22 protein-coding genes are annotated in these 24,347 nt (G+C 46.4%); 4 read left to right on the top strand and 18 right to left on the bottom strand.

Features of this window, described 5'->3' with window-relative positions; translation table 11 throughout:
• Positions 1 to 109 precede the first annotated feature (109 nt).
• From C7379_RS04940 to C7379_RS04885, 12 genes are all read right to left on the bottom strand, one after another.
• Positions 110 to 1,576 (bottom strand): NADH-quinone oxidoreductase subunit N, encoded by a 1,467-nt coding sequence (locus C7379_RS04940; protein ID WP_116616264.1) that lies wholly within the window; start codon positions 1,574 to 1,576, stop codon positions 110 to 112.
• Positions 1,577 to 1,624: 48 nt separating this feature from the next.
• Complete coding sequence (locus tag C7379_RS04935) at positions 1,625 to 3,148, bottom strand: complex I subunit 4 family protein (protein ID WP_116616263.1); 1,524 nt, start codon at positions 3,146 to 3,148, stop codon at positions 1,625 to 1,627.
• Positions 3,149 to 3,175: 27 nt separating this feature from the next.
• A complete protein-coding gene (gene nuoL, locus C7379_RS04930) occupies positions 3,176 to 5,209 on the bottom strand; it encodes an NADH-quinone oxidoreductase subunit L (protein ID WP_116616262.1) in 2,034 nt (677 codons plus the stop codon).
• A gap of 8 nt (positions 5,210 to 5,217) precedes the next feature.
• Positions 5,218 to 5,529, bottom strand: a complete 312-nt coding sequence (gene nuoK, locus C7379_RS04925) for an NADH-quinone oxidoreductase subunit NuoK (protein ID WP_116616261.1) — start codon at positions 5,527 to 5,529, stop codon at positions 5,218 to 5,220.
• Entirely contained in the window at positions 5,526 to 6,056 is a 531-nt protein-coding gene (locus C7379_RS04920; RefSeq protein WP_116616260.1) for an NADH-quinone oxidoreductase subunit J family protein, read from the bottom strand. Before C7379_RS04920 ends, nuoK begins: the two co-directional genes overlap by 4 nt.
• A gap of 6 nt (positions 6,057 to 6,062) precedes the next feature.
• A complete protein-coding gene (locus tag C7379_RS04915; RefSeq protein ID WP_116616327.1) occupies positions 6,063 to 6,602 on the bottom strand; it encodes a NuoI/complex I 23 kDa subunit family protein in 540 nt (179 codons plus the stop codon).
• A gap of 14 nt (positions 6,603 to 6,616) precedes the next feature.
• Positions 6,617 to 7,705 carry an NADH-quinone oxidoreductase subunit NuoH gene (gene nuoH / locus C7379_RS04910; RefSeq protein WP_116616259.1) on the bottom strand — a complete coding sequence of 363 codons (1,089 nt, stop codon included), beginning with the start codon at positions 7,703 to 7,705 and terminating at the stop codon, positions 6,617 to 6,619.
• A gap of 42 nt (positions 7,706 to 7,747) precedes the next feature.
• The gene (locus C7379_RS04905) at positions 7,748 to 9,322 is read right to left on the bottom strand and encodes an NADH-quinone oxidoreductase subunit D-related protein (protein WP_116616258.1); all 1,575 of its coding nucleotides are present in this window, start codon (positions 9,320 to 9,322) and stop codon (positions 7,748 to 7,750) included.
• 1 nt (position 9,323) lies between these two features.
• On the bottom strand, positions 9,324 to 10,247 hold the full coding sequence (locus C7379_RS04900) for an NADH-quinone oxidoreductase subunit B (protein WP_116616257.1): 924 nt from the start codon (positions 10,245 to 10,247) through the stop codon (positions 9,324 to 9,326).
• Positions 10,238 to 10,588, bottom strand: a complete 351-nt coding sequence (locus C7379_RS04895; protein ID WP_116616256.1) for an NADH-quinone oxidoreductase subunit A — start codon at positions 10,586 to 10,588, stop codon at positions 10,238 to 10,240. Before C7379_RS04895 ends, C7379_RS04900 begins: the two co-directional genes overlap by 10 nt.
• Positions 10,589 to 11,515: 927 nt before the next feature.
• Positions 11,516 to 12,136 carry a DNA alkylation repair protein gene (locus C7379_RS04890; protein ID WP_116616326.1) on the bottom strand — a complete coding sequence of 207 codons (621 nt, stop codon included), beginning with the start codon at positions 12,134 to 12,136 and terminating at the stop codon, positions 11,516 to 11,518.
• Positions 12,137 to 12,207: 71 nt separating this feature from the next.
• On the bottom strand, positions 12,208 to 14,166 hold the full coding sequence (locus C7379_RS04885; protein ID WP_116616255.1) for a dipeptidyl-peptidase 3 family protein: 1,959 nt from the start codon (positions 14,164 to 14,166) through the stop codon (positions 12,208 to 12,210).
• A 213-nt stretch (positions 14,167 to 14,379) separates the two neighbouring features.
• On the opposite strand from C7379_RS04885, the gene C7379_RS04880 reads away from it, so the two are divergent.
• Positions 14,380 to 15,639, top strand: coding sequence for an alkaline phosphatase family protein (locus C7379_RS04880; protein WP_243406713.1), 1,260 nt, complete (start codon positions 14,380 to 14,382; stop codon positions 15,637 to 15,639).
• A gap of 32 nt (positions 15,640 to 15,671) precedes the next feature.
• On the opposite strand, the gene C7379_RS04875 is transcribed toward C7379_RS04880, so the two are convergent.
• On the bottom strand, positions 15,672 to 16,712 hold the full coding sequence (locus C7379_RS04875; RefSeq protein ID WP_116616254.1) for a glycosyltransferase family 2 protein: 1,041 nt from the start codon (positions 16,710 to 16,712) through the stop codon (positions 15,672 to 15,674).
• Between the two features lie 78 nt (positions 16,713 to 16,790).
• Positions 16,791 to 18,128 carry a tRNA (N(6)-L-threonylcarbamoyladenosine(37)-C(2))-methylthiotransferase MtaB gene (mtaB, locus tag C7379_RS04870; protein WP_116616253.1) on the bottom strand — a complete coding sequence of 446 codons (1,338 nt, stop codon included), beginning with the start codon at positions 18,126 to 18,128 and terminating at the stop codon, positions 16,791 to 16,793.
• Between the two features lie 285 nt (positions 18,129 to 18,413).
• Between mtaB and C7379_RS12690 the strand changes: the two genes are divergently transcribed.
• Positions 18,414 to 18,569 carry a hypothetical protein gene (locus C7379_RS12690; protein ID WP_207773398.1) on the top strand — a complete coding sequence of 52 codons (156 nt, stop codon included), beginning with the start codon at positions 18,414 to 18,416 and terminating at the stop codon, positions 18,567 to 18,569.
• A gap of 368 nt (positions 18,570 to 18,937) precedes the next feature.
• Here C7379_RS12690 and C7379_RS04860 read toward each other — a convergent pair whose 3' ends face one another.
• From C7379_RS04860 to C7379_RS04850, 3 genes are all read right to left on the bottom strand, one after another.
• A complete protein-coding gene (locus C7379_RS04860; protein ID WP_116616251.1) occupies positions 18,938 to 19,582 on the bottom strand; it encodes a nitroreductase family protein in 645 nt (214 codons plus the stop codon).
• A gap of 84 nt (positions 19,583 to 19,666) precedes the next feature.
• Positions 19,667 to 20,746, bottom strand: a complete 1,080-nt coding sequence (locus C7379_RS04855; RefSeq protein ID WP_116616250.1) for an FMN-binding protein — start codon at positions 20,744 to 20,746, stop codon at positions 19,667 to 19,669.
• A 2-nt stretch (positions 20,747 to 20,748) separates the two neighbouring features.
• Complete coding sequence (locus C7379_RS04850; protein ID WP_116616249.1) at positions 20,749 to 21,069, bottom strand: SEL1-like repeat protein; 321 nt, start codon at positions 21,067 to 21,069, stop codon at positions 20,749 to 20,751.
• A 391-nt stretch (positions 21,070 to 21,460) separates the two neighbouring features.
• Between C7379_RS04850 and C7379_RS04845 the strand changes: the two genes are divergently transcribed.
• A complete protein-coding gene (locus tag C7379_RS04845; protein ID WP_207773395.1) occupies positions 21,461 to 23,434 on the top strand; it encodes a hypothetical protein in 1,974 nt (657 codons plus the stop codon).
• 30 nt (positions 23,435 to 23,464) lie between these two features.
• Positions 23,465 to 23,647, top strand: coding sequence for a hypothetical protein (locus tag C7379_RS04840; RefSeq protein WP_116616247.1), 183 nt, complete (start codon positions 23,465 to 23,467; stop codon positions 23,645 to 23,647).
• Positions 23,648 to 23,830: 183 nt separating this feature from the next.
• Here the strand turns inward: C7379_RS04840 and C7379_RS04835 are convergent, their stop codons facing one another.
• Positions 23,831 to 24,346: an ATP:cob(I)alamin adenosyltransferase gene (locus tag C7379_RS04835; RefSeq protein ID WP_116616246.1), complete on the bottom strand. Its 516-nt coding sequence runs from the start codon at positions 24,344 to 24,346 to the stop codon at positions 23,831 to 23,833.
• Position 24,347 lies beyond the last annotated feature (1 nt).

Here is a 24,347-nt window from a genome sequence, read left to right as displayed (position 1 = left end):
CTTGTTTGCTTGACATAAACATGGCAGAATGTGTTGAAATATAGCTATTGAATAGCACTACTAAAATGAATGCTATTCACGCCAATCTATATACTCACTCCATATCCTTTTACACCGCTGCAGCGTAAATCCAATTATATACATAGCTACAAACGCCAAAGGCTACGATGCCAAGCACGCAGATGGCCAACGCCAAACGAGTATTGACATGACTACGAAATGTAGGCAATGGATTGTCATTGTGCTTGATATACATGGCCTTGACTATGAGCAGGTAGTAATACAAGCTTATCACCGTGTTAATTAAAGCTATGAATACTACTACATAGATGGTTGCGCCAAGGGTGTTATCCAGTTGAGCACCTTGCACGGCAGCCATGAATGCGAAAAACTTGGAGAACATACCAGCAAATGGAGGGATGCCACCCAAAGAGAAAAGAGCCAATGTCATGATGAACGAAAGACGTGGATTGGTTTGATAAAAACCGTTATACGAATCCATGTTGACGACGCCATCATTATGCTCTTCTACCGTGGAAATAATACCGAATACCGCAAGGTTGGCCACCACATAGATGAGCACGTAATAGCTCAACGCCGTGACTCCCATAGCCGAGTTACCCACCACTGCCAGCATGATATAACCAGCCTGGGAAATGGAACTGAAAGCCATAAATCGCTTAAGATCTTTCTGGTGAATGGCAAAGAGGTTGGCAATGGTGATGGAAAGTACAACCACAACCATAAGCATGTATTGCCAATAAGCCACCATCGGCGCAAACACCTTCATCAAAATGGCACACAACGCAAAAGCAGCCGCGCCTTTGGACACAACGCTTAGGTATCCCGTTACGACAGTGGGAGCACCCTGATAACTGTCGGCCGTCCAGAAGTGGAAAGGAACCAACGAAATCTTGAAACCGAGGCCACTAAAGAAGAATACCATGCCAATGATGACAATCGGGGTGGCAGAGAGATGAGCCACCATATCGTCAAAATATAGTGTACCAGCCGCTCCATAGAGGAAGCTGATTCCATAGAGCATCACGCCTGACGAGAATACAGCGGTGAGAATAAACTTGGCACCTGCCTCGGCAGAGTGATGGCGATATTTGTCGAATGCCACAAGACAAGCCATAGGCACAGATGCCAACTCAAGGCCAAGAAAGAACAACAAGAAGTGATTGGCACTCACCATCATGTTCATTCCCAACAAGGTGGAAACCACCAAAGCGTAAAATTCACCCTCCTTGAAATGAGTGTCAGGACGGTTTAGCCACTCATGCGCCTGGATAATCACGATGAGCGTTCCAAAAGCGAGAATGGATTTGATGATACTTATACTTGGATTAGTGACATACATGCCACCAAAAGTGGATGTCTCGACCGTGGGCATGATGTTGGTCAAGATATGGGCAAGGAAAAGAACGATAACCAAAGGGTTGAACCCTTGGCGTTTTTTCTGCTCACCCGGTTTTACCGCCGTGAACAGATCCGCAAGAAACACAATAATCAAGATAGCCATCAAGGAGACCTCGGGTATCATGTTTAAGAATTGACTATAATCGATTTTCATAATGATCGTTTTATTGGAATGGTTTATCCGTATGCGAATGCCAATATATTACATCCCCGCTATGACCCCCGTTCCTGTGATATGATGTATCATCGGAGCCACGGCATCGTTAATAATTTGTTGTGCCCAGAGTGGAAACGTACCAAGCCCGGCCACACAGAAAATGAGCGCTCCCACGGCGATACGCTCATCCCAACTGGCGTCGGTGAGCTTGTAATAGTCTTGGTCTGGTACCTTCTGGTATAAAATCTTGCCCACCACACGCAAAATATAAACCGCGGTGATGACAATAGAGGTACAGGCGATAATGGTACAAGCGCGGTGGAACGTGTCATTCACTTGGAAAGAACCGACAAAAATGTTCATCTCTGCTACGAAACCAGAGAACAAAGGCAGACCCAAGTTGGCCAAACCGGCAACCACATAGGCCACGGCCAAGAATGGCATTATCTTCATCAAACCGCCCAATCGGCGCACGTCGCGTGTACCACAACGGTGATATATCATACCTATAACGGCAAAGAAAAGTGCTGTCATAAGTCCGTGCGAAAGCATTTGGAGCACAGCACCATTGATTGCGGTCTGTGTCATCATACAAAGTGCGAAAAGTACCATGCCGCAGTGAGACACGGACGAATAAGCGTTAATATATTTCAAATCAGTCTGAACACAGGCTGAGAGTGCTCCATAAACCACAGAGATTGTAGTAAGTATAAGGAAAATCCAGCACAACTCACGTGCGGCGTCAGGCAAAAGGAACATGGCGATGCGAAAACAACCGTAACCACCAAGTTTCATCAATACTCCGGCATGAAGCATGGACACCGCTGTGGGCGCCGAGGCGTGACCGTCAGGAGACCATGTGTGGAATGGGAACAGCGCACCCAAAACACCGAAACCAATGAATATGAATGGGAAAAATACCTTTTGTATGAACACTGGGATGGCATGGCTATTTGCTATAGCCATTACGTCCATAGTGTAATGACCGCTGTATTGTCCATTGAAAAAGTAAATTCCAATGATGCCAATGATGAGGAGCGCGGAGCCACCCATGAGCATCAAGGTAAGCTTCATGGCTGAATACTCCTTGGGGCCTGTTCCCCAAACGCCAATAAGCAGATACATTGGGATAAGGGCCACCTCATAAAACATGAACATCGTGAAGAGATCTTCACTGATAAAGAAACCAAACACCCCCGCGGAGAGCAACGTAAACCAAAGGAAAAACTCTTTCTGCATAGGATGATGCTGCCACGAGGCAAAGGTTCCTGTAATGACAATAATCGCGGAAAGCAGTATCATCACCACAGCAATGCCGTCCACACCAGTTCTATAATAAATATTAAGAGGTTCAAACCATGGTATGGCATCTCCAAAAAGGAATGGGAACTGCTCAGCGGTCATTGTCTCACGAGCGCCCACAAACGCAAAGACAAGATAGATGGCCAATGCCAACAATGCCACAGAGCCAACCACCATAATGCCACGCACTTGACTGTCATTGCGAGCAATCCACAGGCAGAACAGCATCACGATAGGTATAACGACGAATAATGATAAAAAGGTCATTTTACTTAATTATTCTAATTTTATATTTCAATAAGCGTAAATGCAAAGCAGTATCAGGGTCAACGCCACACTGCCAGTGAGAAACCACACGGCATACTGACGCACATCGCCACTTTGCCAAGGACGGATAGTTTCGCCAGCCTCCTGCGTAGCCCATGCGGAGAAGTTGAACATGCCATCTATGACATGGCGATCAAACCACGCAATAGGAATGGAGAAGCAGGCAAAAACAATCTTATGAGTGAAGAATTGCCATGCGTCATCAATGTAGAAGCGTTTGAGCGCGGCCTCATGCAAACGAGGCATGCGACGCTTAAGCATGTCGGGCACAGGGTTTTCGCCACTTTTGTACATCCATGTAGCCAAGCCAATGCCTACGATAGCCACAGCTATGCTGACCCATGCCACGTTAGGCCATGTCCAAAACTGCCATGTTTGCAATGCGATGTCCTCGCTATGGCCGTCTCCAGACACAAAGTGTCCGAATGGTATCATACCAGCAAAAATGGAAATGATGGACAAGAAAACCAACGGTCCCCACATAATGAAAGGTACCTCTTGAGGGCGACGACGATTCTCCGGGTCTTGCTCATAATAAGATTTACCCCAGAATATGACATAATAAAGACGGAACATATAAAATGCCGTCATGGCCGATACCAAGGTCATGAACCATCCCATGAATGGTGAGAAATGGAAACAAGACGCCACTATCTCGTCCTTGGAGAAGAAACCAGCAAACGGCGGAATACCACTGATGGCTAAACATCCTATGAGGAAGCACACGTTTGTGATTGGCATGTACTTGTGAAGGCCACCCATATACTGCTTAAAGTTGGAACCAATAATGACTATAATGGCACCCGAGCAGAGGAACAGCAATGCCTTGAACATGGCATGCGTAAAGAGATGGAACATGCTGGCCATATAGCCCACGCCGCCTTCGCCGTCTATTGACGTACAAACGCCAAGCGCGACAAGCATGTAGGCGATTTGCGAAATGGTAGAGAAAGCCAAGCCACGCTTGATGTCAGCTTGCGTGCATGCCACCGCAGCAGCATAGAAAGCCGTGAAAGCGGCTATATAAGACACATAGTGCAACGTCTCTGGCGCATACTGAATCCATATCGGAAACAATGAGGCCACTTGGAAAACACCAGCCACCACCATCGTTGCGGCATGGATAAGCGCACTCACTGGCGTCGGACCCTCCATGGCGTCGGGCAACCAAATATGAAGTGGGAACATGGCAGACTTGCCCGCACCACCAATAAACATCAAGAACAGAGCCATCGGCAGCACCCATGCGGCACCGGGAAGATTGTTTACCACACTCGCCTCGACATTCAAATCATAATTGAATGTACCCACGTAGAAACTGTAAAAGAGTATACCTATGAGGAAGAACAAGTCAGCAAAACGAGTCACGATAAACGCTTTTTTGGATGCGTGTACAGCCTCGTGCTTGGGATAATAAAATCCGATGAGCAGATAAGAGCACACGCCAACAAGCTCCCAAAACATATACATTTGGAAAATATTGGTAGCTACGACCAATCCAAGCATAGACATCGTGAACAAAGAAAGAAACGCGTAAAAGCGTTGAAATCCCTTCTCGTAACCCTCTTTCACGTAGTTTTCATCACGCTCGGCCATGTAACCAAAGCTGTATATGTGAACCATAGAGCTGACAGTGGTTATCACGACAAGCATCATCACGCTAATGGGTGACAATCTGAAACCTATCTTGAACAGCAGGTCAGTGCCAAAAATAGATTTGCCAAAATCCAACCACGTGAAGTTGAACACCGTCAACGTGGGGAAAGTGCCATCGGCCAACCGACCATTGACTACATCTACATCTTCAAACGGTGTATGTACATGCCCCGTATAAAAGAAATATTTATAGGCAGTATAAATGCTAAGCCCCCATAAAAAGAGCAACACCATAGTACCAATGACACCAGCCACTGGCTTTTTCATCTTCATTCCACACAATCCAAGCAACAAAAAGCTCAGCAGCGGGAGAAGCAATATTAAGAACGAATAACTGTATTCCATTGCTAATATCAGAATTTCATGTTTTCAATACTGTTCACCGAGCTACTCCGATAGTTTCGGTAAACATTAATAATGATGGCCAAAGCCACTGCCGTTTCAGCTGCGCTCACTCCTATTGAGAACAGAGTGAAGAACATTCCTTCCATTTGTTCGGGATAGAAAAAACGATTGATGACAGCAAAGTTCAGGTCAACAGCGTTCAAAATGAGCTCAACAGAGATGAGCATGGCTACCAGATTGCGTCGAGTAACAAATCCGAACACTCCGATAAAGAACAACAGCGCGCCAAGCGCTAATAAACATTCAACAGGTATGGTCATTTCTTTTTATCCTCCTTTCTTGCAATCATAATACCACCTATAATACATGCCAGCAAAAATACTGATATGAGTTCGAAAGGCAGTACATATTGATACTTTTCGCTTCCAACAAGCGCCTCGCCAATTTGCCGCATGGGCAGCTCGACATCCGCAACAGAAGTAAACTTTGTGTGAGCCAAAAACTCACTCTTAAGATATACCATGAGCACCGTGCCAAGGCCCACCAACGCAAGCAGCGCTCCTTGAAACACACGCTTTCCGTTAAAATTTTCGACCAGTCCTTGCAATGAACGCTTAGACACCAAGTTGATAACGAAAATATACATGATGGTAATACCACCTGCATAAACACTTATTTGCGCTGCGCCTAAATAGGTATAACCCAACAAGAAATAGATGCCAGCTATGCCAAAGAGCACGAACAGCAGGAACGTCGCGGCACGCATAATGCTTTTTGTGAGCACCGACGCAATCGCTGAGCCAAGTATAACTACAGCGAGGATACAAAAAACTATAATATTTGCCATAATAGATTACTTGGTTTTGGTGTTAAATTTTCCGATAGTCAAGGGTGCGCCACCATCCTTTACGAGGTGAGGCAGGCTGCCACCATCATATACTTCTTTGTCGAGCTTAAGCAATAAGTTTGAGCGATTGAACACAGCCTGCTCAAAATCATTGGTGAATTCGATAGCGTCAAAATTACATGCGTTGACACAAAGTTCGCAAAACATGCAGTCTCCCAAGTCGTACGCATATTCGTCAAGCGTGCGTTTCTTGCGTCCAGTCTCTGGATTGGTCTCCATGTGCGACGTGATTTTGATTGTATCATTAGGACAAATCTTCTCGCACATTGTACAAGCAGTGCACTTGTAAGCTCCATTTTCATCGCGTTTGAAAACCAAACGCCCACGAAAGCGAGGCGACATGTGCAGTGTCGTCTTGCGGTTCTCAGGATATTGCTCGGTAGATTTCGGCGTGAAATATTCTTTGAGCGTGGTCTTTAGCCCCACTCCCAAAGTCTTAAGACCATCAGCAATACCTTCGAAATATGTTTTATCGTTTTTTGCCATTTCCTTTACTTTGATTATTCTATATACCATCCTAAGGCCACACAAATCGTCATCAAGACTAAATTAAGCAGCGAAAGGGGCATGAGATATTTCCATTCCAATTTCAAAATCTGGTCAATACGAAGACGTGGGAACGTCCATCGTATCCACATCAAAAGCCAAACCACAGCAAAAGTCTTACCCATAAACCAAACGATTCCGGGTATATAGTTCATCAGGTTATCAAAGCTCTCGACACCAATGTTTAACGGTGCCCATCCGCCCAAAAACACAGCGGTGGCGATACCAGATATCACGAAGAGGTTGAGATACTCTGCCAAGTAGTAGAACCCAAAGCCCATACCCGAGTATTCGGTGTGATAGCCAGCGGTAAGCTCGCTCTCAGCCTCGGCCAAGTCGAACGGGCCGCGGTTTGCCTCCGCGTTGCCAGCCACCAAAAACACCAAGAACGCGATGATGGCAGGCACATGACCTTTGACGATGAGCCACCCCCACGGGCCAGTCTGGGCATCCACAATGCCACTCACCTGCATTGTGCCGGTGAGAGCCACAGCCGCCACGAGGCAAAGGCCAAGTGAAATCTCGTAGGATATCATCTGCACACAGCCACGCATAGCCGATACAACAGAGTACTTGTTGTTACTACCCCATCCGGCAAGAAACACGCCCACAACACCAATAGAAGAGATGGCGGTGACAAGAAACACACCCACATTGAAATCGAGAATGTGCGCACCCTTATTCCACGGCAAGAACGAGAACGTGCCAACCGATGCTATGATCACCAATAATGGCGCGATGTAATACAACATTTTATCTGCTTTGTCAACAGAAAAAATCTCTTTGATGAGCATCTTCACCACGTCGGCAAAGACCTGAAAGATACCCCACGGACCAACGCGAACAGGTCCAAGCCTGCACTGGAAGTAAGCACAAACCTTACGTTCCATAAAAATCAGGGCGATAGCAATCAGCGCGTATGCCGTGAGAATAGCCACTCCCACGATAACACACTCTATCAATATCGTCCAGAAATCTCCCAATCCAAGTGTCTGGCGTAGGAGCTCGTCGAACCATTTTGTTACAATACTAAAATCAAACATATCTTATATTCTTTTTAATCTATTCGTTTTTTGGTTTTAGTATTACCTATCCAAGTCTGGAACCACAAAATCTATAGCAGCTCCAGTCGCTACAAGGTCGGCAATTTTCTGGCCTCTCAGCATTTTGTCAAAGGCCCCCACGAGGGTCAATCCCATGGGCCGCAATTTCACACGGTAAGGATTTTTATCGCCACGACTGTCGAGATATACGCCAAATTCACCTGCGCCACCCTCCACGGAGAAGTACCACTGACCTTCAGGAACCTTGATAATAGGTTTCTGCTTGATATAAAAGTCGCCCTCTGGAATGTTGTCCACAAGCTGCTCGATAATGTCAAGACTCTGATAGATCTCTTTGATGTGAACAAGATAACGTTCCATGGAATCGCCCTCGGAACCTACAATCTCATCAAAATTCACCTTATTATATACAGCGTATGGATGAGACTTACGCACGTCGTTGTGCCATCCAGCGGCACGACCTGCCGGGCCGGTGACCCCATAGTTGATACAGTCGGACAGATTCATAGGTCCTACGCCCTCCAGACGCTGATGAGTAATAACGTTGTCACCGAAGACGTCCATGTACTCTTGAACCATTGGCCGCATATAGGCGCAGAAAGCCTTGGTATTGGCCACGAAGTTGGGGTCAATATCAGCCTGCAATCCACCTATGCGATAATAGTTTTGGATGAGTCGTCCACCTGTAGTCTCTTCCATCACGTTGAGCAAATGCTCACGGTCACGCATGCAATACAAGAACGCCGTGAGAGCGCTCAGGTCTTGCGCGCACGTTCCGAGGAACAGCAAGTGATTGTCTATGCGCTGCAACTCGTCCATGATGGTGCGTATGTAGACTATGCGGTCGCTCAGCTCCACGCCCAAAGCCTCCTCGACGACACCCACTAAGGCATGCCTGTTGTGCATAGCGCATAGATAGTTCAAGCGGTCTGTCAAGGCCAATGTTTGCGGATAGAGCATATTTTCCATCATCTTCTCTATGCCTCGATGGATGTATCCCAAATGAGGATAAACCCTCTTGATGGTCTCGCCATCCACCACCGTCTGCAATCGCAGCACGCCATGCGTGGATGGGTGATTGGGGCCAAAGTTGATGACAAAATCCTCGTCATTAAAGAACCTATGTTTCTTCTCCACCAATTGTCCGTTAGCGTCGATGCTCCACTCTGAAGTCCATTCGCTGTCCGGCTCGTCAGTAGTGGGGAATCGATTGGCCTCTGGGCTCATGTCAAAATCCTTGCGTAGGGGGAAGCCCTTAAAATCTGTCCTCATGAAGAGCCTACGCATATCTGGATGGCCGAGAAACTTGATGCCCAAAAAATCAAAAACCTCGCGCTCAAGCAAATCAGCGGCGGCCCACAGATGTATAATGGTGGGTATCACATAGTCGGTTTCCACCTGTTTAGCAATCTGTTTAACCGACACTCGCTCGTGATTTTGTGTATTCTCAAGAATGTAGATACATCCCAATCCCTCCTCTGGACCGAAATCTTCGCCTACAATAGTAACGAGGTAGTCGAAATGTTTCTCATCCTTCAACTTTGTCATCTCATCGACAAAGCTGTCAAATCCGAATTCTTTATTTTCTAATTTCATGTTATTCCGATACCTTGTTTGTTTCCGATGACATTTCTGCAGGTCTCTCTATCTTGGACTCTGCCTTGCGTTCCACCATGTTCTCCATTGGATCTACCACCCTTTTCGTATCAGCGGTGGCGTGCGTCGATGGTGCATCAGCTACCTTTTGCTCCGACCTATCCGCGGTGGCTTGAGCAGTATGTGCATTATCAAGATTTTTTATTTCCTTATCCAATTTGTCCATCTCTTCTTGCGATGGCGCGGTGGCCACTATAATAGGTGCTTTGTTGCCAATTTTCTCATGGGAAAAATTTGCGTTGCTCAGACCATGCAGCCCGCCTCGCAACATACTTTCCTCACGCTCGGCATCGTTCATTTTGTGATTGGCACCACCAAAAAATTTCTCCACCTTAATCTTACGTTGCAGTTGCATCATGCCATAGATGATAGACTCTGGGCGAGGGGGACATCCGGGGATATAGACATCCACCGGAACAATCTCATTAATGCCACGCACCACACAATAACTCTTCTTGAATGGGCCTCCGCTAATGGTGCAACCACCCACGGCAACAACGTATTTGGGCTCTGCCATCTCATCGTACAGACGTTTGAACACGGGTGCCATCTTGTTGGTAATGGTTCCGGCACACATAATGAGGTCAGCCTGCCGGGGAGAGTTTCGAGTTACCTCCCATCCAAAACGCGCCATATCGTAGCGGGCACATCCTATGGCCATGAACTCTATGCCGCAACACGACGTACCGAAGGTAAGTGACCAAGGGGAGTTACTACGACCCCAGTTAATGGCCGCGTCGAGCGAGCCAAGCACCACGTTGGCGCCGCCCTCGTTAAGCTCGGTGGCTATTTGTTCAAGCGTCTCGTTGTCCTTGAAATCGTCATAAGGAACACTCTTAATAGCCGATCTTTTTCTTACTTCCATTCCAACGCTCCTTTCCGCCAAGCATATGCCAGGCCAAAGACCAACACTAACAGGAAGAACCCGATACTAACAAGAGCCAACGGTCCAAACTGACGAACTACAACCGCCCATGGATACAGGAGAACGGTCTCGATATCGAACACCAAGAAGAGGATGGCAAAGAGGTAATAGCCCACGTGCATAGGCAACCACGAGCTGCCCCGGGTGGGAATACCACATTCGAATGCTTCACCTTTTACCGGATTATACGAACGAGGACCTATGAGTTTGGCAATGACATAAGCCGCCAATACCAAAGTCACAGCCGTCAAAAGAACGGTAATGAACAATGTGAAATTCATAAAATTATAATATTTTTAATATATTTCGCTTAAGCAAGCGCAAAGGTAGCAAATCTTTCCTGAACATAATCATGTTTTTACAAAAATATTCAGGACGGCGGCCGCTTAACAGAACGCAAACGCGCTCATGCACCCACACCATCCAACAGCATCCCTACCCTACTCAACTGTCACATTTTTTAGCGCTCATCCAAGTGGCAACAATTTGTAACTAACAACGTGTGCCCCATTGGCAAAATGCCTGACAAATCCTTATAAGAAACGTCATAATGCCATCGCCACAATCTGACGACTTGGCTCAACCGATGTATTCTCTTGAAATTCGCGTTTTATATCCTTGCGGAAAGATTTAGCTCAAACGGCTACCATCACTGCATTGCCAAACATTCCATAGGACCGCAATATGTTTACATTATATATATCTTAGTGGGAAAACATGACGAAAACATCTGACAAAAAGCTTAAAATGCGGCGATTATTTAAAAACTTAAAAGATTTTGTTGCGTATACGCCAAAAATGGCGGCATTTACGCAACACCATGGATTACAGCATATTAAGCGAAAATAAACAAAAATTATCCCTGAACGGCGGGATCACCGTGGCGCAATCAGGCACTGAAGGCGACACGATTAGAGCTCAATCGCGAGACGAATAAACATCATTGACATGCCAATTAGTGCTTGAACGCAACGCCATTAGATAGCAATGGCATTGGCTGCATGTTTTTTTGGACATGACATGAACGAAATTATAGCCGTTTTTTACATTTCCGCAAGCTATTTAGCAAGTTTCGCAGGGAGTGTTTTTTGTGATTTTATATTGACAGTATCGGGCTTGTCTCTGTGGGTGACGGTGGCATGCGGCATTTATGGGCGCACTCTTTCGACATGCCAACCAAGCCATTGGGCAAGCGCAGGCATGGGTTATCAGAGCCAGTCGAGCCCTTGCGCACGCAATGCCGACTTGGCCACGCGCTCGTAGACCACGCCCATGCCAGCAAAACGCGACACGGCGTTCATGGCCGCATGGCATACTCCCACATGGCCAGAGAGCATGGCGGCAATGGCTTGGTCCAGAAATTCGTGCATGCCCCGCTCGTTGGGTTCCTGCCCTCTCATAAAAAGGCGACTCAGAATGTTGTAGGCGCAGATTTGATACACATCCTCCTCGCGCGCCATCCAACGGTAAGCGATGGTGGGAGCATAGCTCACGTGTTGATAGAGATTGAACGCTTGCATCTCCGCCATCTCCTGAGACCGAGTTTGCTCCATCCATATCTCGGCCACCTCCACGGGCATCTTGTCGGGTGGCATGAGCAACGTGGCGAGAATTTTGCACTCGCGCACGTCATCTTTCCACAGCTCGATGGCCAAGTTATAGTCTTGGCCTATCTCTCGAGCCATCTCTTTTAGCGAAACGAAGGGCACACCCCAATTCAGGTGATAGTCCAATCCTTTCTCGCGCATGGAACGCGAGGCCTCGCCGTTCATCATCAAGCGGAAACGCCGCTTGATGGCCTTTATCTTGTCTTGGGTTGTCTCTGTCATTATGTTTGCTATTTGCGATGGCTTGCGCTGGGGCAGCATGGTAGTGCCCTTGGCGCGTGTCCACGCCGTTCTTACACGCCAAAACCAAACTCCCGTCCATAGCGCAGCATCTGATGTGCGTAGCTTTCGGTGTAGTCGGGCACAATATCTCTGATGGCCCCGCAAGCGTCCACCACAGGTTTGAGCCAGGGGTTGACAAAACCTTTATACGGGGCAATGTCGAGCTGGCGATATCGAGCCAGCACCTCGGCATGCAGCTCGGGGTCAACGGTGATTGCGTAGCGTTCCACAAGGCTGCGCGCGGCCTCGAGGTCTCCCTCGCTCTTGATACGCTGTATCTCAGCAAGGAGCCGCCCAAAGAGTGCTCTCAAGGACTCGTAGTCGTTGACACGCACGTAGGTTTTGCCATCACGCTTGACAAGCTCCACGATTCCTGCGCCATTGTCCAGGCACCAGTAGGCTATGAGCGAGCGGTTGCGCATGTGCGCCTCCTCTATCTGGTGGCCGGGCTTTATGCGCACGAGCTGGGTCATCAGGCCGTTCATCATATAATGGTAGTACTGGCTTTTGTAGGCCTCGCCGTTAGGCACAAGCCCCAGCTCCACCATCTTAGGGTCAGCGATATAGTACAAGCCAAAGAGGTCGGCGCGCGCTTCTTCGTTGGTGGAGGCGTACGATTTGAGCGCGTCGGGACTGACACCGGGCAACAACTGGCCACTGCCATGCCCCAGACACTCGTGCAAATCGGTGTGGAGATTATCGCAAAGGTCACCGTATTGCCTAATAAGCCACCGCGTTGCGTCGTCGATGACAAACTCCTCGTCAAACCCATTTCCGCGCGCCGCCTTGTTGTAAGCGTCTGTCAGGTTGCCAATGGTGACACTTTTGGAGCCGTGCAGGGCGCGTATCCAATCGGCGTTGGGCAGGTTGATGCCGATGGCCGACGATGGGTACATGTCGCCCCCGAGCATAGCCGCACATATCACGTTGGCCGTCACTCCGGTCACCCGGGGTTTGCGAAAACGCGAATCCACGGGAGAGTGGTCCTCAAACCACTGCGCATTGTCGGCAATTGTCTTGGCGCGTCGGGTGCCCACGGGATCCTTGTATTCAACCAAGCCCTCCCACGTGCCTTTCAATCCCAACGGATCGCCATATACCTCTATGAACCCGTTGATAAAGTCGATGTTTCCTTCCTGCTCTTTCAGCCATTCGATGGAAAACTCGTCGAAAGTCTTGAGGTTGCCCGTCTTATAATAATCCACGAGCAAATTTATCACCTTTACTTGCTGTTCGTTCTCACTCACATCCTTGGCCATGTTCAGCCAGTGGATTATCTCGCTAATGTACCGACCGTAAAGGCCATCGACCCGATAGGTACGCTCCACCAGAAGGCCATCCTCTTTCACCAACTTGGAGTTTAGTCCCCACGATGGTTGGCAGTCGCCCAGGGCGGCATCTCTCTTTTGGGCGTAGTATCGCTCGGCCTCTTCTTGGGTCACTCCGTCGTAAAAATTGCAAGCGGAGGTCCGCACGAGATCGTCGCCGTCAGCTTGATTGACACGTTTCGGCATCACCGCGGGGTCGAATATCACAGGGCACAGCTCATCAAGCAGCGCCTTGCGCTCAGCCTGGGTCTCCCTCAAAGCGCTCTTGTCAAGCCCCAGCACCACCTGCCGAAACCATCGCTCATCAAACGCCGGGACAAACTTCTCGCACCCATAGTGATGGTGTATGCCGTTGGAAAACCATAGGCGCTTGAGGTATATGGTCATGGCCTTGAATTGGTCTGTGTGCCTATCGCCCTCATAATGCTCGTACACAGCCTCCAACAAGCGGCGTATGCTCAAGTTGTGACGTCCGTTCTGATCCATCGTAATGTCACGACCGGCAAGCGTGGCCTTGGCCAAATAGTAGACATACAGTTTCTGATGCAACGTGAGTTTCTCAAAACCATCCAGCCGGTAACGCAACAATTGGAGATCGGCGAAACGCTCGTCTGTATATTTGAAATCGTTTGGTTTGGTCATAATGTACTTTATTATAATAGGTATGTTCAATGCAAAGTTAGCAATTTATCCCCACAGCAAACCACGATTAGGGCTTTTTGATGATAAAAAACGTTGCTTTGAGAGCCAAATCAGCCAAAAATGTTACCTTTGTAAACAAATACACGTTACGCAACAAGTGTTTAAAGGCTGATAAACCGGGCAAGGACAATGCTCATATTATAAGATGATGTTATGATGACAACACTTAGAAAATTTTTAGTCTCCATTCTTGCGACTTTGTGCATGGCCTCTGTTTCGGCCAAGCATACCACCGTGGTGGTGTCGCTGGACGGCTTCAGGTGGGATTATACACAATGGTATCACACGCCATTCTTGGACTTCATGGCCGAACACGGGGTGAAGTCGGCTCTCATACCATCGTTTCCCTCGAAAACGTTTCCCAACCATTACACGCTCGCCACAGGGCTGTACCCTGACCATCACGGCATCGTGGCCAACGAATTTTACAACCCGCAAACGGGCAATAGCTTTGCGCTGAGCGTGCCATGGCAAAAAAAGAACGCAACCTTTTACCATGGTGAACCCATTTGGAACACTGCGCACAGGCAGGGGAAACGCGTTGCTGTGTTCTATTGGCCAGGCTCAGACGTGCGGATAAACGGCCGTTACCCAGACAAATACTTGGACTACGACCAAAAGCCAAGACTCTCCATGAGCGCCCGACTGAACGGAGTGCTACAAGAATTGCGGCGCGACGAGACCACGCGCCCCGACTTGGTGATGGCTTATTTGGAACAGCCCGACGCAAATGGGCATAATTTTGGTCCACAAAGCAAGAAGACACAAGCGGCCGTGACAACCGTGGACTCTTTGTTGCGACAACTTCACGAGGGTATAAGACTGTTGCCCCACGCCGACGACATCAATCTCATCGTGCTTTCAGACCACGGCATGACTTGGGTTCCCGAAAACCACGCAGTGAACGTAAGACGTGTGCTGAAACCCGAATGGATTGACAAAATAAGTGGCAGCATTCCATGCAACATTTATGCGAGAAACGGGTTCGTGGACTCGGTGTATCACGTCTTGCGGCACATGGACCACGTCAAGGTGTGGCGAAAACGTAACATTCCTGACTATTTGCACTATGGGACAAATGACTGTGTGGGCGACGTGGTAGTGTGCCCAGACCCCGGATATGTGGTCTACGACGGTGACATCAAAGATGGGGGCACCCACGGCTACGACCCGACGCTCATGGACATGCACGCTGTATTCAGGGCTATGGGGCCCGACTTTAAGCACATTACCCTACCTCACTTCGAGAACGTGAACGTCTACGAACTGCTTTGCGCCTTACTTGACATCGATCCCGCGCCAAACGATGGCAACATAGATAACGTAAAAGCCATGTTGAGACTACCCATGAACAATTGTCTCACTGCCACAGCAATCGTGGTGGACGGTGGGTTTAACATCCTCGACATGTAGGGATAAACGCCGTCGCGACACGCATCTGGATGTCATGGGTGTTTGGGGGTAAAAATATCTGGCAGCTCACTGAACACCTTTCGTCCCTTGGCATAATACTGCCAAAGGATGGACCAAGGCGCAAGCTCAGGCTCGGAGCGTTCCATGCGCACGCGCCCACTCCACGCACGGTCGGCGTCGAAATTGTGCCGCCACCTCTTGAATGCTTTCCGCGCTTTGTAAATAGCCTTGAAATCGGCCACGTTGCCATTGCAAACAAGGGTTTGAAAAGCGGCCAAATAATCAAGGAACCAGCGCACGCGCATAACGCTCGCCAACCTCTCAGCGGGCAAATTCTTGTAAAGCATGGTGAGATTGTTCCTGAAATTAAGATAAGTCTTCTTGGCATTGCCCTTGGGAAGCGTTCCGCCACCCACATGATACACCACGCTTGACGGCACGCATGCGACGCGACGACCCAACAATCGTAGGCGCCAGCACAGGTCAATCTCCTCGTTGTGCGCGAAAAAACGTCCGTCCAATCCACCCACACGCCAATAGTCGTCGGCCCTTATCATCAGGCAAGCGCCCGTGGCCCAGTGCACGTATACAGGCTCATCATACTGACCTTGATCTTCCTCTACCGTGTCAAACACACGGCCTCGACAAAAGGGATAGCCATATTTATCTATCCATCCGCCCGCTGCACCAGCATACTCAAACCGACCTTTGTCGTAAACCGAGCGCAATTTGGGTTGGCACGCAGCTACCTCGGCGTGCGCATCCATATAGCTACGCAGCGGGTCGAGCCATCCTTCGGTCACCTCCACGTCCGAGTTGAGCAGCACAAAGCAGTCGGCCTTAATACGCTCCAAGCCCTTGTTATATCCCTCCGCGAACCCATAATTACAATTCAGCTGGATCGTTCTCACCTGCGGGAATTCGTTAGCGAGCATTTCCATAGAGCCGTCTGACGAGGCGTTGTCCACCACCCACACCGACGTGTCGCCCGTAGAGCACTCCACTACCGTAGGTAGATAGCGCTTCATCATATTCGATCCGTTCCAATTTAAGATAACAATGGCAATATGCATGGTTCTTATTTCTGATTATACTTAACACTCATTGTACGTTGTCTACACCTTAATTATATATATAACATTGGTTGGCAGTCAAAGCAATTCGGCGAGTAAGGCCGACTTGTCGTGGTTAAACGGCCCAAGTTTGACCCTAACAATCCGATTGTCAAAAGCCTCATCGGCCATGGCGGGCGATAGTTCCACCCGAATATAATTATCCGTAAAACCATGCATGGCTTTGCCACGCGTGGCTTTCTCAAATAGCACGTCAGCCTCTTGCCCAATATAGCGAGCGTAAAAAGCCTCCTTTTTCTGATCGGACAGAGTCAGTAGACGTTTGGAACGGCGTTTCTTCTCGCGATCGTCCACCACGTACGGTATGCGCAGGGCAGCCGTACCGGGACGCTCTGAGTATGGGAAAACATGTAGTTGCGTGACAGGAAGGGCATCCAAGAAATCGTAACACTCCTCAAAACACGCCGGTGTCTCGCCACGACAACCCACCATAACATCCACGCCTATGAATGCATGGGGCATCCTCTCTTTTATCAACCCTATCTTATGGGCGAACAATGCCGTGTCGTAGCGACGGCGCATTAATCGCAAAACTTCGTCGCTACCACTCTGCAGCGGTATGTGAAAGTGGGGCATGAAAGCGCGCGATCGGGCGCAATAGTCTATCAACTCATCGTCCAAAAGGTCGGGCTCCAGACTGCTGATGCGAAAACGTCTTATGCCCTCAACACCGTCGAGCGCCTTTACAAGATCTATAAAGCGTTCGCCGGTGGTCTTGCCGAAGTCGCCTATGTTAACCCCAGTCAGCACTATTTCGCGCCCACCTTCATGCGCCGCCTGCGCCGCCTGCTCCACCAGTGAGGCAATTGTGGGATTGCGTGAGAGGCCTCTGGCAAATGGAATGGTGCAATACGTGCAAAAATAACTGCACCCATCCTGCACTTTTAAAAAATAACGAGTGCGATTGCCACGAGCGCAAGAAGGCTGAAAACTCTTGATATCACGTGTCTTCAGGCTGCGAAAAAAATGCAAGCTGCCCTCGCGCGGCATGGACCAAGCCTCAGAGAGATGCTGCACCAAATCGGCTTTCTCATCAGAGCCAAGCACAAGATCCACGCCATCTATCTTGCTAACCGACTCACTCTCCAATTGAGCGTAACAACCCGTCACAACCACAAAGGCCCCGGGATTATCCCTCACCATGCGATGAATGGCTTGGCGGCATTTGTGGTCGGCCACCTCGGTCACTGAACAAGTGTTAATCAAACATATATCTGCCCGTTCGCCCTTCTTGACAGTAGTAACACCCATTTGCTCCAACATTTTGCCAAACGTTGAAGTTTCGGAAAAATTGAGCTTGCATCCTAACGTGTAATAGGCCGCTTTTTTGCCTTGAAAAGCACTCGTATCTATCATTATACCTGTTGTTTTAAGCTACAAAGATAGTGGTTTCCATTGAAATTTGCCGCCAAAAGGCCTATAATTTGAGCATTGTTAAGGCAAACAGAAACTTTAACATTTGTTTAACATCTACAATTAGCTAATACATAGACATTTATAAAAAAGTTACAAAAGAGCATCAAAAAAAACTGTAAAAAAACTTGGGGGTATTGAAAAATTGCGTAACTTTGCAATGTTTTAATAAACAAACAATTGTTTTACAGATTTAAAAAAGCAAAGAAAATGAAGAAATTAGTTTTTATGTTCGTAGCCATCGCTGCTATCTCTTTCGCATCATGTGGTAACTCTACAAAGAAACAGGCTGCTGAAGCTGACACTGTTTTGACTGACACTGTAGACACAACTATCGTTGACACAGTTGCTACTGTAAACATGGACACCACTGTTGCTAAGTAATCGCAACGATTTGTTTGAACAAAACAAATGAAAGAAGCCGCTCAAGATTAGTCTTGGGCGGTTTTTATTTTGGTTATATAGCACACTTGAACCATTCAAAAAAAATGGTAGCCATATTTTTAGAGGAGATCTTTTCGTCATCAAGACATTTTGCGAGGAAGGTAACATTGCCAATGTTTTTTGGGAAAGCCTAAACCACAATGTTCAATTAGTCAAAAGTAGAGCCCAAAGGTATACGAATGTACACAGCTTCATGAATATGGTATATTATATCAATGGAGGCGAATGCTCCCGTTACCCACACATAACAGCATAAAACCGAAAAGCCTCATGATTTGACAAGGCTGTTTTTTAGAACCAGCATTAAGCTATTCGTCGTATGCATCGTATGAAACTCTAGTCTCATCCCATTTATCCTTGGGTTTGACCACATGTTTGGGATAGCCTATGATAATGGCATTAAGTGGTATGACCTCGTCTGGCAACTCAAGCACTTTTTGAAGTTTTTTACACTGATCTTTGTCAGGATAACAACCTGTCCACACCGCACCCAAACCTATGGCATGGGCTGCCAAAAGAATGTTTTCAGAGGCTGCAGACAGGTCTTGCACCCATAGCTCACGCCCAGCGCCATCAAATGTTAGCCGCATGTCACCACAAGTCACGATAATAAGTGGAGCATCTTTAGCAAACTTGGCGTAAGGCTGAACGTCGGCTATGGCCTCAATTTGTTTTTTGTCTGTCACCACCACAAATCGCCATGGACGCTTGTCGCCCGCTGTGGGAGAAGCCATTGCCACTTTCAGCAGCGTGTCTATCTTGGTGTCTTCCACCTTTTTATTTTGATACGCACGTACACTTGCTCTTGTCATGATATTGTCTATCACATTATTAGAAAAAGTATGAGTTTCCGAATTCTCAACTTTTCTGCCATACCCACCAAACACCATCATGCCACAGACAATGGCTAAAGTTATGGCAAGGATAAAACTCAATAGCGAACTTGCTTTCATAATTATTTTTTTTGCGGTCGAATGCTTATGTAATTAATTTATTATCATAATCTATCATGCGTTTGTCAAGTATTGCTCGCATACTTATTTATGTCCTTCAGCCGCCCTTAAAAGGGTTCCTGTGGGACATACGAAACGACAATAAGGTCGTGGTACAAATATGGCAAGAACGACAAATACCACAGCAAGAACAACAACCACGACAGAGGCCGACATAAATATGAATGCCGAGAAGACCTCGTAGTCCATCCACTGAAAACTCACACCTGTGAGCATAAGCACCATAAGAAGTGCAAAGAGAAACTGCCGAAAGTACATCAATGATTTGACTAAACGTTGAGACATTTTCCATTTGGTGTGTTTAGCTCTACTTGCCAAATCCTGCAGCGACCCAAAAGGGCACACATTGGCACAATAATAGCCTTGTTTGCCAAACAATGGATAGACAAAAGCCGTGATGAGCATCACGATAGGAATGAGTGATACCCACAGATTGATGCCACTTGACATATACCCAACGAAGAGCGACCAATTGAGAAAGGTGCCACACCATAACCCCAACACCACGACGTTGAGAGCCATCTGCACGGTGTGCCAAGTTTTATTACGATAAAACAACGGTATTATGGCAGCCATAAGCACTACGAAAAGTCCTACGATGGTCTTGATCCTAAGATCCATTCGCTCTAAAACGGAAGGTTTAGCAGTGTTCTTGGCAGCATAGTTCAGCCCCACTCGCACATTTTGTATGATGGCATTCGAGCTAAATGTGGCACCACTCACAGCATCGACGTCCTGTTTGAGAGCATTGTTCACCGTCTTGCCATTCCAACGCCCAAGCAGTGACTTGGCCCTATTAAAAAACTCAGGGGTTTCATTGTTTCGCAAAGCGTCTACCTTTCTAATTCTCCCTCCTTTAATGGTAATCTCCAATGGCACTTGCCCGACGTACCCCAATATATCTTTGCCAATCAAAGAGGTATTGATAACAACAACACTATCGCCAAAAGTTCGAACCGTATGTTCACGAATATTTTGTATGGAATCAACGTTGGCAAAATCTGCAGAAGTTCTGCCCCACAATGTGCCATCGCGCTGAACAGCCGCTACCATCATCATGATGAGACATGTTGTCAATAGCAAGATTTGCTCCAATCGTTTCATTGTTATGTTCCGCATCTCTCCTTCGCTTTTTTTAATTCTTGCACACGCTCCACAGCAGGTTCAAAAGACAGACTTGCTGACATCTTCCACAAGCGCATAGCCTTGCCGGCATCTTCACGTACTCCACGGCCATACCAAAAGCACCATGCCAAGAGGAACATGGCCTCAGCATGGCGCTGTCTTTCGGCATATTTGAGAATGCGGCAGGCATCCTCGTAATTTTCTTGTTGAAGCAAACGTTTGGCGCGCTGTACGGCTTGAGGATAAGTTTCGTCAGTATTGTCTTCAGCAAATCCAAAGTAAGTTCTCCACGATGTACTCATAGATAATATCCCAGTTGATGGCAATGGCAAAGATAGCAAGATTGTCTCACATTTCAGTAAAAAAACATGTATTTTTCTTTTTATATGAACATAAATAAAGAAGTTTTTCTTTAATATCGTTTATGGCTTTAAATCCATAACATTGTGTGTGCTCTCTTTATTTGTAAATTCAAAAATTTGTATTGAACTTTTTTACGAAACATTTTTGTAGATGATTACTGGTATGTACATACACCTTCACTTTGTCCATAAAACTTTTAGGAAGGCCTCGCTTAATATACCATAAAAGCAATGCAATATCCACGAGAACAGAAACTGACCACAAAAACAAACAGAACTACCAGAAGGATACCGCACAATAAACGAAAGACCGTAAGTTGGTTAAAATATCATGATATTACAAGTCTATTATAATATAATGTTATATATTACTCAAAAAAAAAACATTTATCTTTTTTGTTTTAAATTGATTACGCTAACTTTGTACTTACGTTATTTTTTTATCAGAAAAAAAATGATATTTAAAACTGTACGTTTAATGTTTACGATGCTGCTTTTGGCAGTTTTTAGTGATGTATATGCCGGAATAGTGGTGTTCCAATCATCCACGGACAAAGGGAACAGTCAACATGAAATTACCAAAGACGGCATTACTATTAATACCACTGATGGATACGTCAATGGTACGTACAAACTGTATAAGTTTTATAAAAGTAGCATAACAACGATTTCCTCAACAGTGGGCAACATCACAAAGATAGAGTTCACCTGTACAGCATATATAAACGCCAAATTCGGTCCTGATAGTTGGGAACTTGCAGGCGATTTGCAAGGTCAGTATTCTTTTGAGGGGAAAATTGGTACATGGACTGGTAATGCCTCGTCAATAAAAATGAGAGCACATAGGCAACAAGTACGAGCCACAAAGATTGTGGTTACCTATGGCAGCATCGCTAATACTAAAACTACAACAACTTTAACTTTTGATCATACAAACAATTATATTTTTGCTCAAGGATCAGGCGAGCACACTTTCGTCAACGCAGCATCTTTGACACCTGTGGTATCCGGTGCGACAGTGACATATAGTTCTGATAATGAAAACATAGCTACCGTGGATGAGCATGGCAAAGTCGTTGTTGGTTCTGACCAGTCAGGCACAGCGATAATAACAGCTACCTATGCGGGTAATAGCCAACATTCAGGCTCGAAGGCTTCGTATACTATTAAAGTTGAGAAAAAATTCCAAAACATAGCCGAACTAAACCAAAACATGACACCAGATAAAAAGGTAGGCTTGTTGAAACTCACAAATGCGCAATTCACCTATATCAATGGCGCATATCACTACCTGCAAGATGCCTCTGGTGCTGTTTGTGTATTCAATTCCGACCTTAAAGGTTATAAGACTGGGCAAGTCTTGAATGGAGACGCAGAGGTTGAATACAACTTAAATGATGGGATGCAAGAAATAAGGGCCATTACTTTGAGAGGTGGTATAAAAGTTACCCAAGACGAAGTCGTTCCGAATGAAATGAGTGCGACAGACGCCATCATAAAACACAATCTTTGCAAATATATCAAATTGAGCGGTGTCACGGTTAGTGCACAACATGTAGTTGATGATGCTTCCACGATTTTCTTAAAAGATCAATTTAATCAAAATCTACCTATCAAACAAGATGGTGTGTATGATTTGATTACTATACCAATTTTATATAATGGCACTTTACAACTTGCTGTAATAAGCATGCAACCTCTGCCTATCGGTGTAAAAGTTGCCATTGGAGAGACAGGCTACGCCACATTATATGATAGCGTCCACGCGCTTTTAGTGCCCGCTGGGGTCAGAGCAAGTGGATATATGTTGCAGAATAACAAATTGGTAGAAGGCGACGTATACAAGAAAGGAGATGTAATTCCCAAAGATTTTGCTGTGGTGCTGAAAGCTACGCCCAACACTGAATATAACTTTGCCATATCTACAAAAGATGGCATCAACAAGAAAGCCAATATTCTCATGGGTACAGAAAACATCACAGATCTATCCATCAACGCCGCAGACTGTTTTTATTATGCACTCACGACAAATGCCAACAACGACATTAACTCGGTGGGATTTTATTGGATGCAGAAAGATGGCGCACCTTTCACTAACGGTGCCCACAAGGCTTACTTTAAAATAGCGAAAACTATCAACGCAAAGATGGGGTATGCCTTCAATAAAGAGGCTACCGCTATAGTATCTATACATGCCTCTCAACCTGACAAAGCACCTTTTTTATACAATCTTTCCGGCCAACGCGTAACCCCAAACTATAAAGGCGTGGTGATATGCAATGGTAAAAAAATTGTATTGAGATAAAGATAGCAACACTGTCTAAACACTAAACTTATGAAACGATATATCAAGCCATTTATACATGCTACCTTTTTTGAGAATCAAAAATTAATGGCAGGCTCCATGGCAAAACATAACGAAGTGGGTTCTAAAGCCCAATTAGGAAAAGAAACTATCAATATGGACGAGTATTTTTATGACACAACCGATGATAGTCGCTGGGAAAATAAAGATTAGATTTAGCCAGACTCCTCTGTTGATTTTCGTTTTGTGCTAAACCACAAAATGTCTCATTACAAGTTAATCCCATCGATTCACAAAATCAAAAGGATTTCTTTTTGCGAAAACACAAACATTTAGGTACTAAAATAGCAAATATAAGGACAAAATTATAGCATACAAATAACGGATGCGCAGCCACTATCCAAGAGCCAAACAAAACAAGTAATCGGACAAACGGTTCAGGTATCGCATCAAGATTTCATAGCATTGATTTTGTGTTGGCTCAGCATTGAGTCGAGCAAGCGTGACCAAACGTCGCTCACAAGCCCGCGCTTGGGTACGCGTCAAGTGAATGGTGGCTTCGGCTTCATTTTTTCCGGGCAAAACAAACTCAAACCTCTTGCCTTCTGTTGCTTCCCTAATAAAATCCTCCATGTTAGTGATTGCTGTTTCAAGCTGATCCAAAGGATTAGACTTTCGCCCTGCCCCTGCCATCAAGCCATAACCGTTTGCCACGATGGCCATGACCGTCATCAAATCTCGTTGCACTTTTTCAAAGAGGTCCGTGTTCCCAGAACGCACTTTGCACAGTCCCAACAATGCCATCAATTTGTCTATCTCACCGTTCAATTCTACACGAGCGTCGTCCTTGCTCACTCTCGTTCCATCATACAGGGAGGTTTCGCCCCTATCACCTTTCATTGTTGTAATCATA

The sequence above is a fragment of the Hallella colorans genome, from assembly GCF_003096815.1.
GTDB lineage: Bacteria > Bacteroidota > Bacteroidia > Bacteroidales > Bacteroidaceae > Prevotella > Prevotella colorans.
This window is presented reverse-complemented; position numbering and strand designations above follow the sequence as displayed.

What these genes read in the sequence shown, in the direction of transcription:
- C7379_RS04845 (WP_207773395.1), top strand. Translation starts at nt 21,461, where the DNA reads ATGATATTACAAGTCTATTATAATATAATGTTATATATTACTCAAAAA.
- C7379_RS04875 (WP_116616254.1), bottom strand. Translation starts at nt 16,712, where the DNA reads ATGCATATTGCCATTGTTATCTTAAATTGGAACGGATCGAATATGATG.
- C7379_RS04890 (WP_116616326.1), bottom strand. Translation starts at nt 12,136, where the DNA reads ATGACAGAGACAACCCAAGACAAGATAAAGGCCATCAAGCGGCGTTTC.
- C7379_RS12690 (WP_207773398.1), top strand. Translation starts at nt 18,414, where the DNA reads ATGTTCGTAGCCATCGCTGCTATCTCTTTCGCATCATGTGGTAACTCT.
- nuoK (WP_116616261.1), bottom strand. Translation starts at nt 5,529, where the DNA reads ATGACCATACCTGTTGAATGTTTATTAGCGCTTGGCGCGCTGTTGTTC.
- C7379_RS04840 (WP_116616247.1), top strand. Translation starts at nt 23,465, where the DNA reads ATGAAACGATATATCAAGCCATTTATACATGCTACCTTTTTTGAGAAT.
- C7379_RS04860 (WP_116616251.1), bottom strand. Translation starts at nt 19,582, where the DNA reads ATGAAAGCAAGTTCGCTATTGAGTTTTATCCTTGCCATAACTTTAGCC.
- C7379_RS04855 (WP_116616250.1), bottom strand. Translation starts at nt 20,746, where the DNA reads ATGAAACGATTGGAGCAAATCTTGCTATTGACAACATGTCTCATCATG.
- nuoH (WP_116616259.1), bottom strand. Translation starts at nt 7,705, where the DNA reads ATGTTTGATTTTAGTATTGTAACAAAATGGTTCGACGAGCTCCTACGC.
- C7379_RS04915 (WP_116616327.1), bottom strand. Translation starts at nt 6,602, where the DNA reads ATGGCAAAAAACGATAAAACATATTTCGAAGGTATTGCTGATGGTCTT.
- C7379_RS04920 (WP_116616260.1), bottom strand. Translation starts at nt 6,056, where the DNA reads ATGGCAAATATTATAGTTTTTTGTATCCTCGCTGTAGTTATACTTGGC.
- C7379_RS04935 (WP_116616263.1), bottom strand. Translation starts at nt 3,148, where the DNA reads ATGACCTTTTTATCATTATTCGTCGTTATACCTATCGTGATGCTGTTC.
- mtaB (WP_116616253.1), bottom strand. Translation starts at nt 18,128, where the DNA reads ATGATAGATACGAGTGCTTTTCAAGGCAAAAAAGCGGCCTATTACACG.
- C7379_RS04900 (WP_116616257.1), bottom strand. Translation starts at nt 10,247, where the DNA reads ATGGAAGTAAGAAAAAGATCGGCTATTAAGAGTGTTCCTTATGACGAT.
- C7379_RS04880 (WP_243406713.1), top strand. Translation starts at nt 14,380, where the DNA reads ATGATGACAACACTTAGAAAATTTTTAGTCTCCATTCTTGCGACTTTG.
- C7379_RS04850 (WP_116616249.1), bottom strand. Translation starts at nt 21,069, where the DNA reads ATGAGTACATCGTGGAGAACTTACTTTGGATTTGCTGAAGACAATACT.
- C7379_RS04905 (WP_116616258.1), bottom strand. Translation starts at nt 9,322, where the DNA reads ATGAAATTAGAAAATAAAGAATTCGGATTTGACAGCTTTGTCGATGAG.
- C7379_RS04835 (WP_116616246.1), bottom strand. Translation starts at nt 24,346, where the DNA reads ATGATTACAACAATGAAAGGTGATAGGGGCGAAACCTCCCTGTATGAT.
- C7379_RS04895 (WP_116616256.1), bottom strand. Translation starts at nt 10,588, where the DNA reads ATGAATTTCACATTGTTCATTACCGTTCTTTTGACGGCTGTGACTTTG.
- C7379_RS04885 (WP_116616255.1), bottom strand. Translation starts at nt 14,166, where the DNA reads ATGACCAAACCAAACGATTTCAAATATACAGACGAGCGTTTCGCCGAT.
- C7379_RS04940 (WP_116616264.1), bottom strand. Translation starts at nt 1,576, where the DNA reads ATGAAAATCGATTATAGTCAATTCTTAAACATGATACCCGAGGTCTCC.
- nuoL (WP_116616262.1), bottom strand. Translation starts at nt 5,209, where the DNA reads ATGGAATACAGTTATTCGTTCTTAATATTGCTTCTCCCGCTGCTGAGC.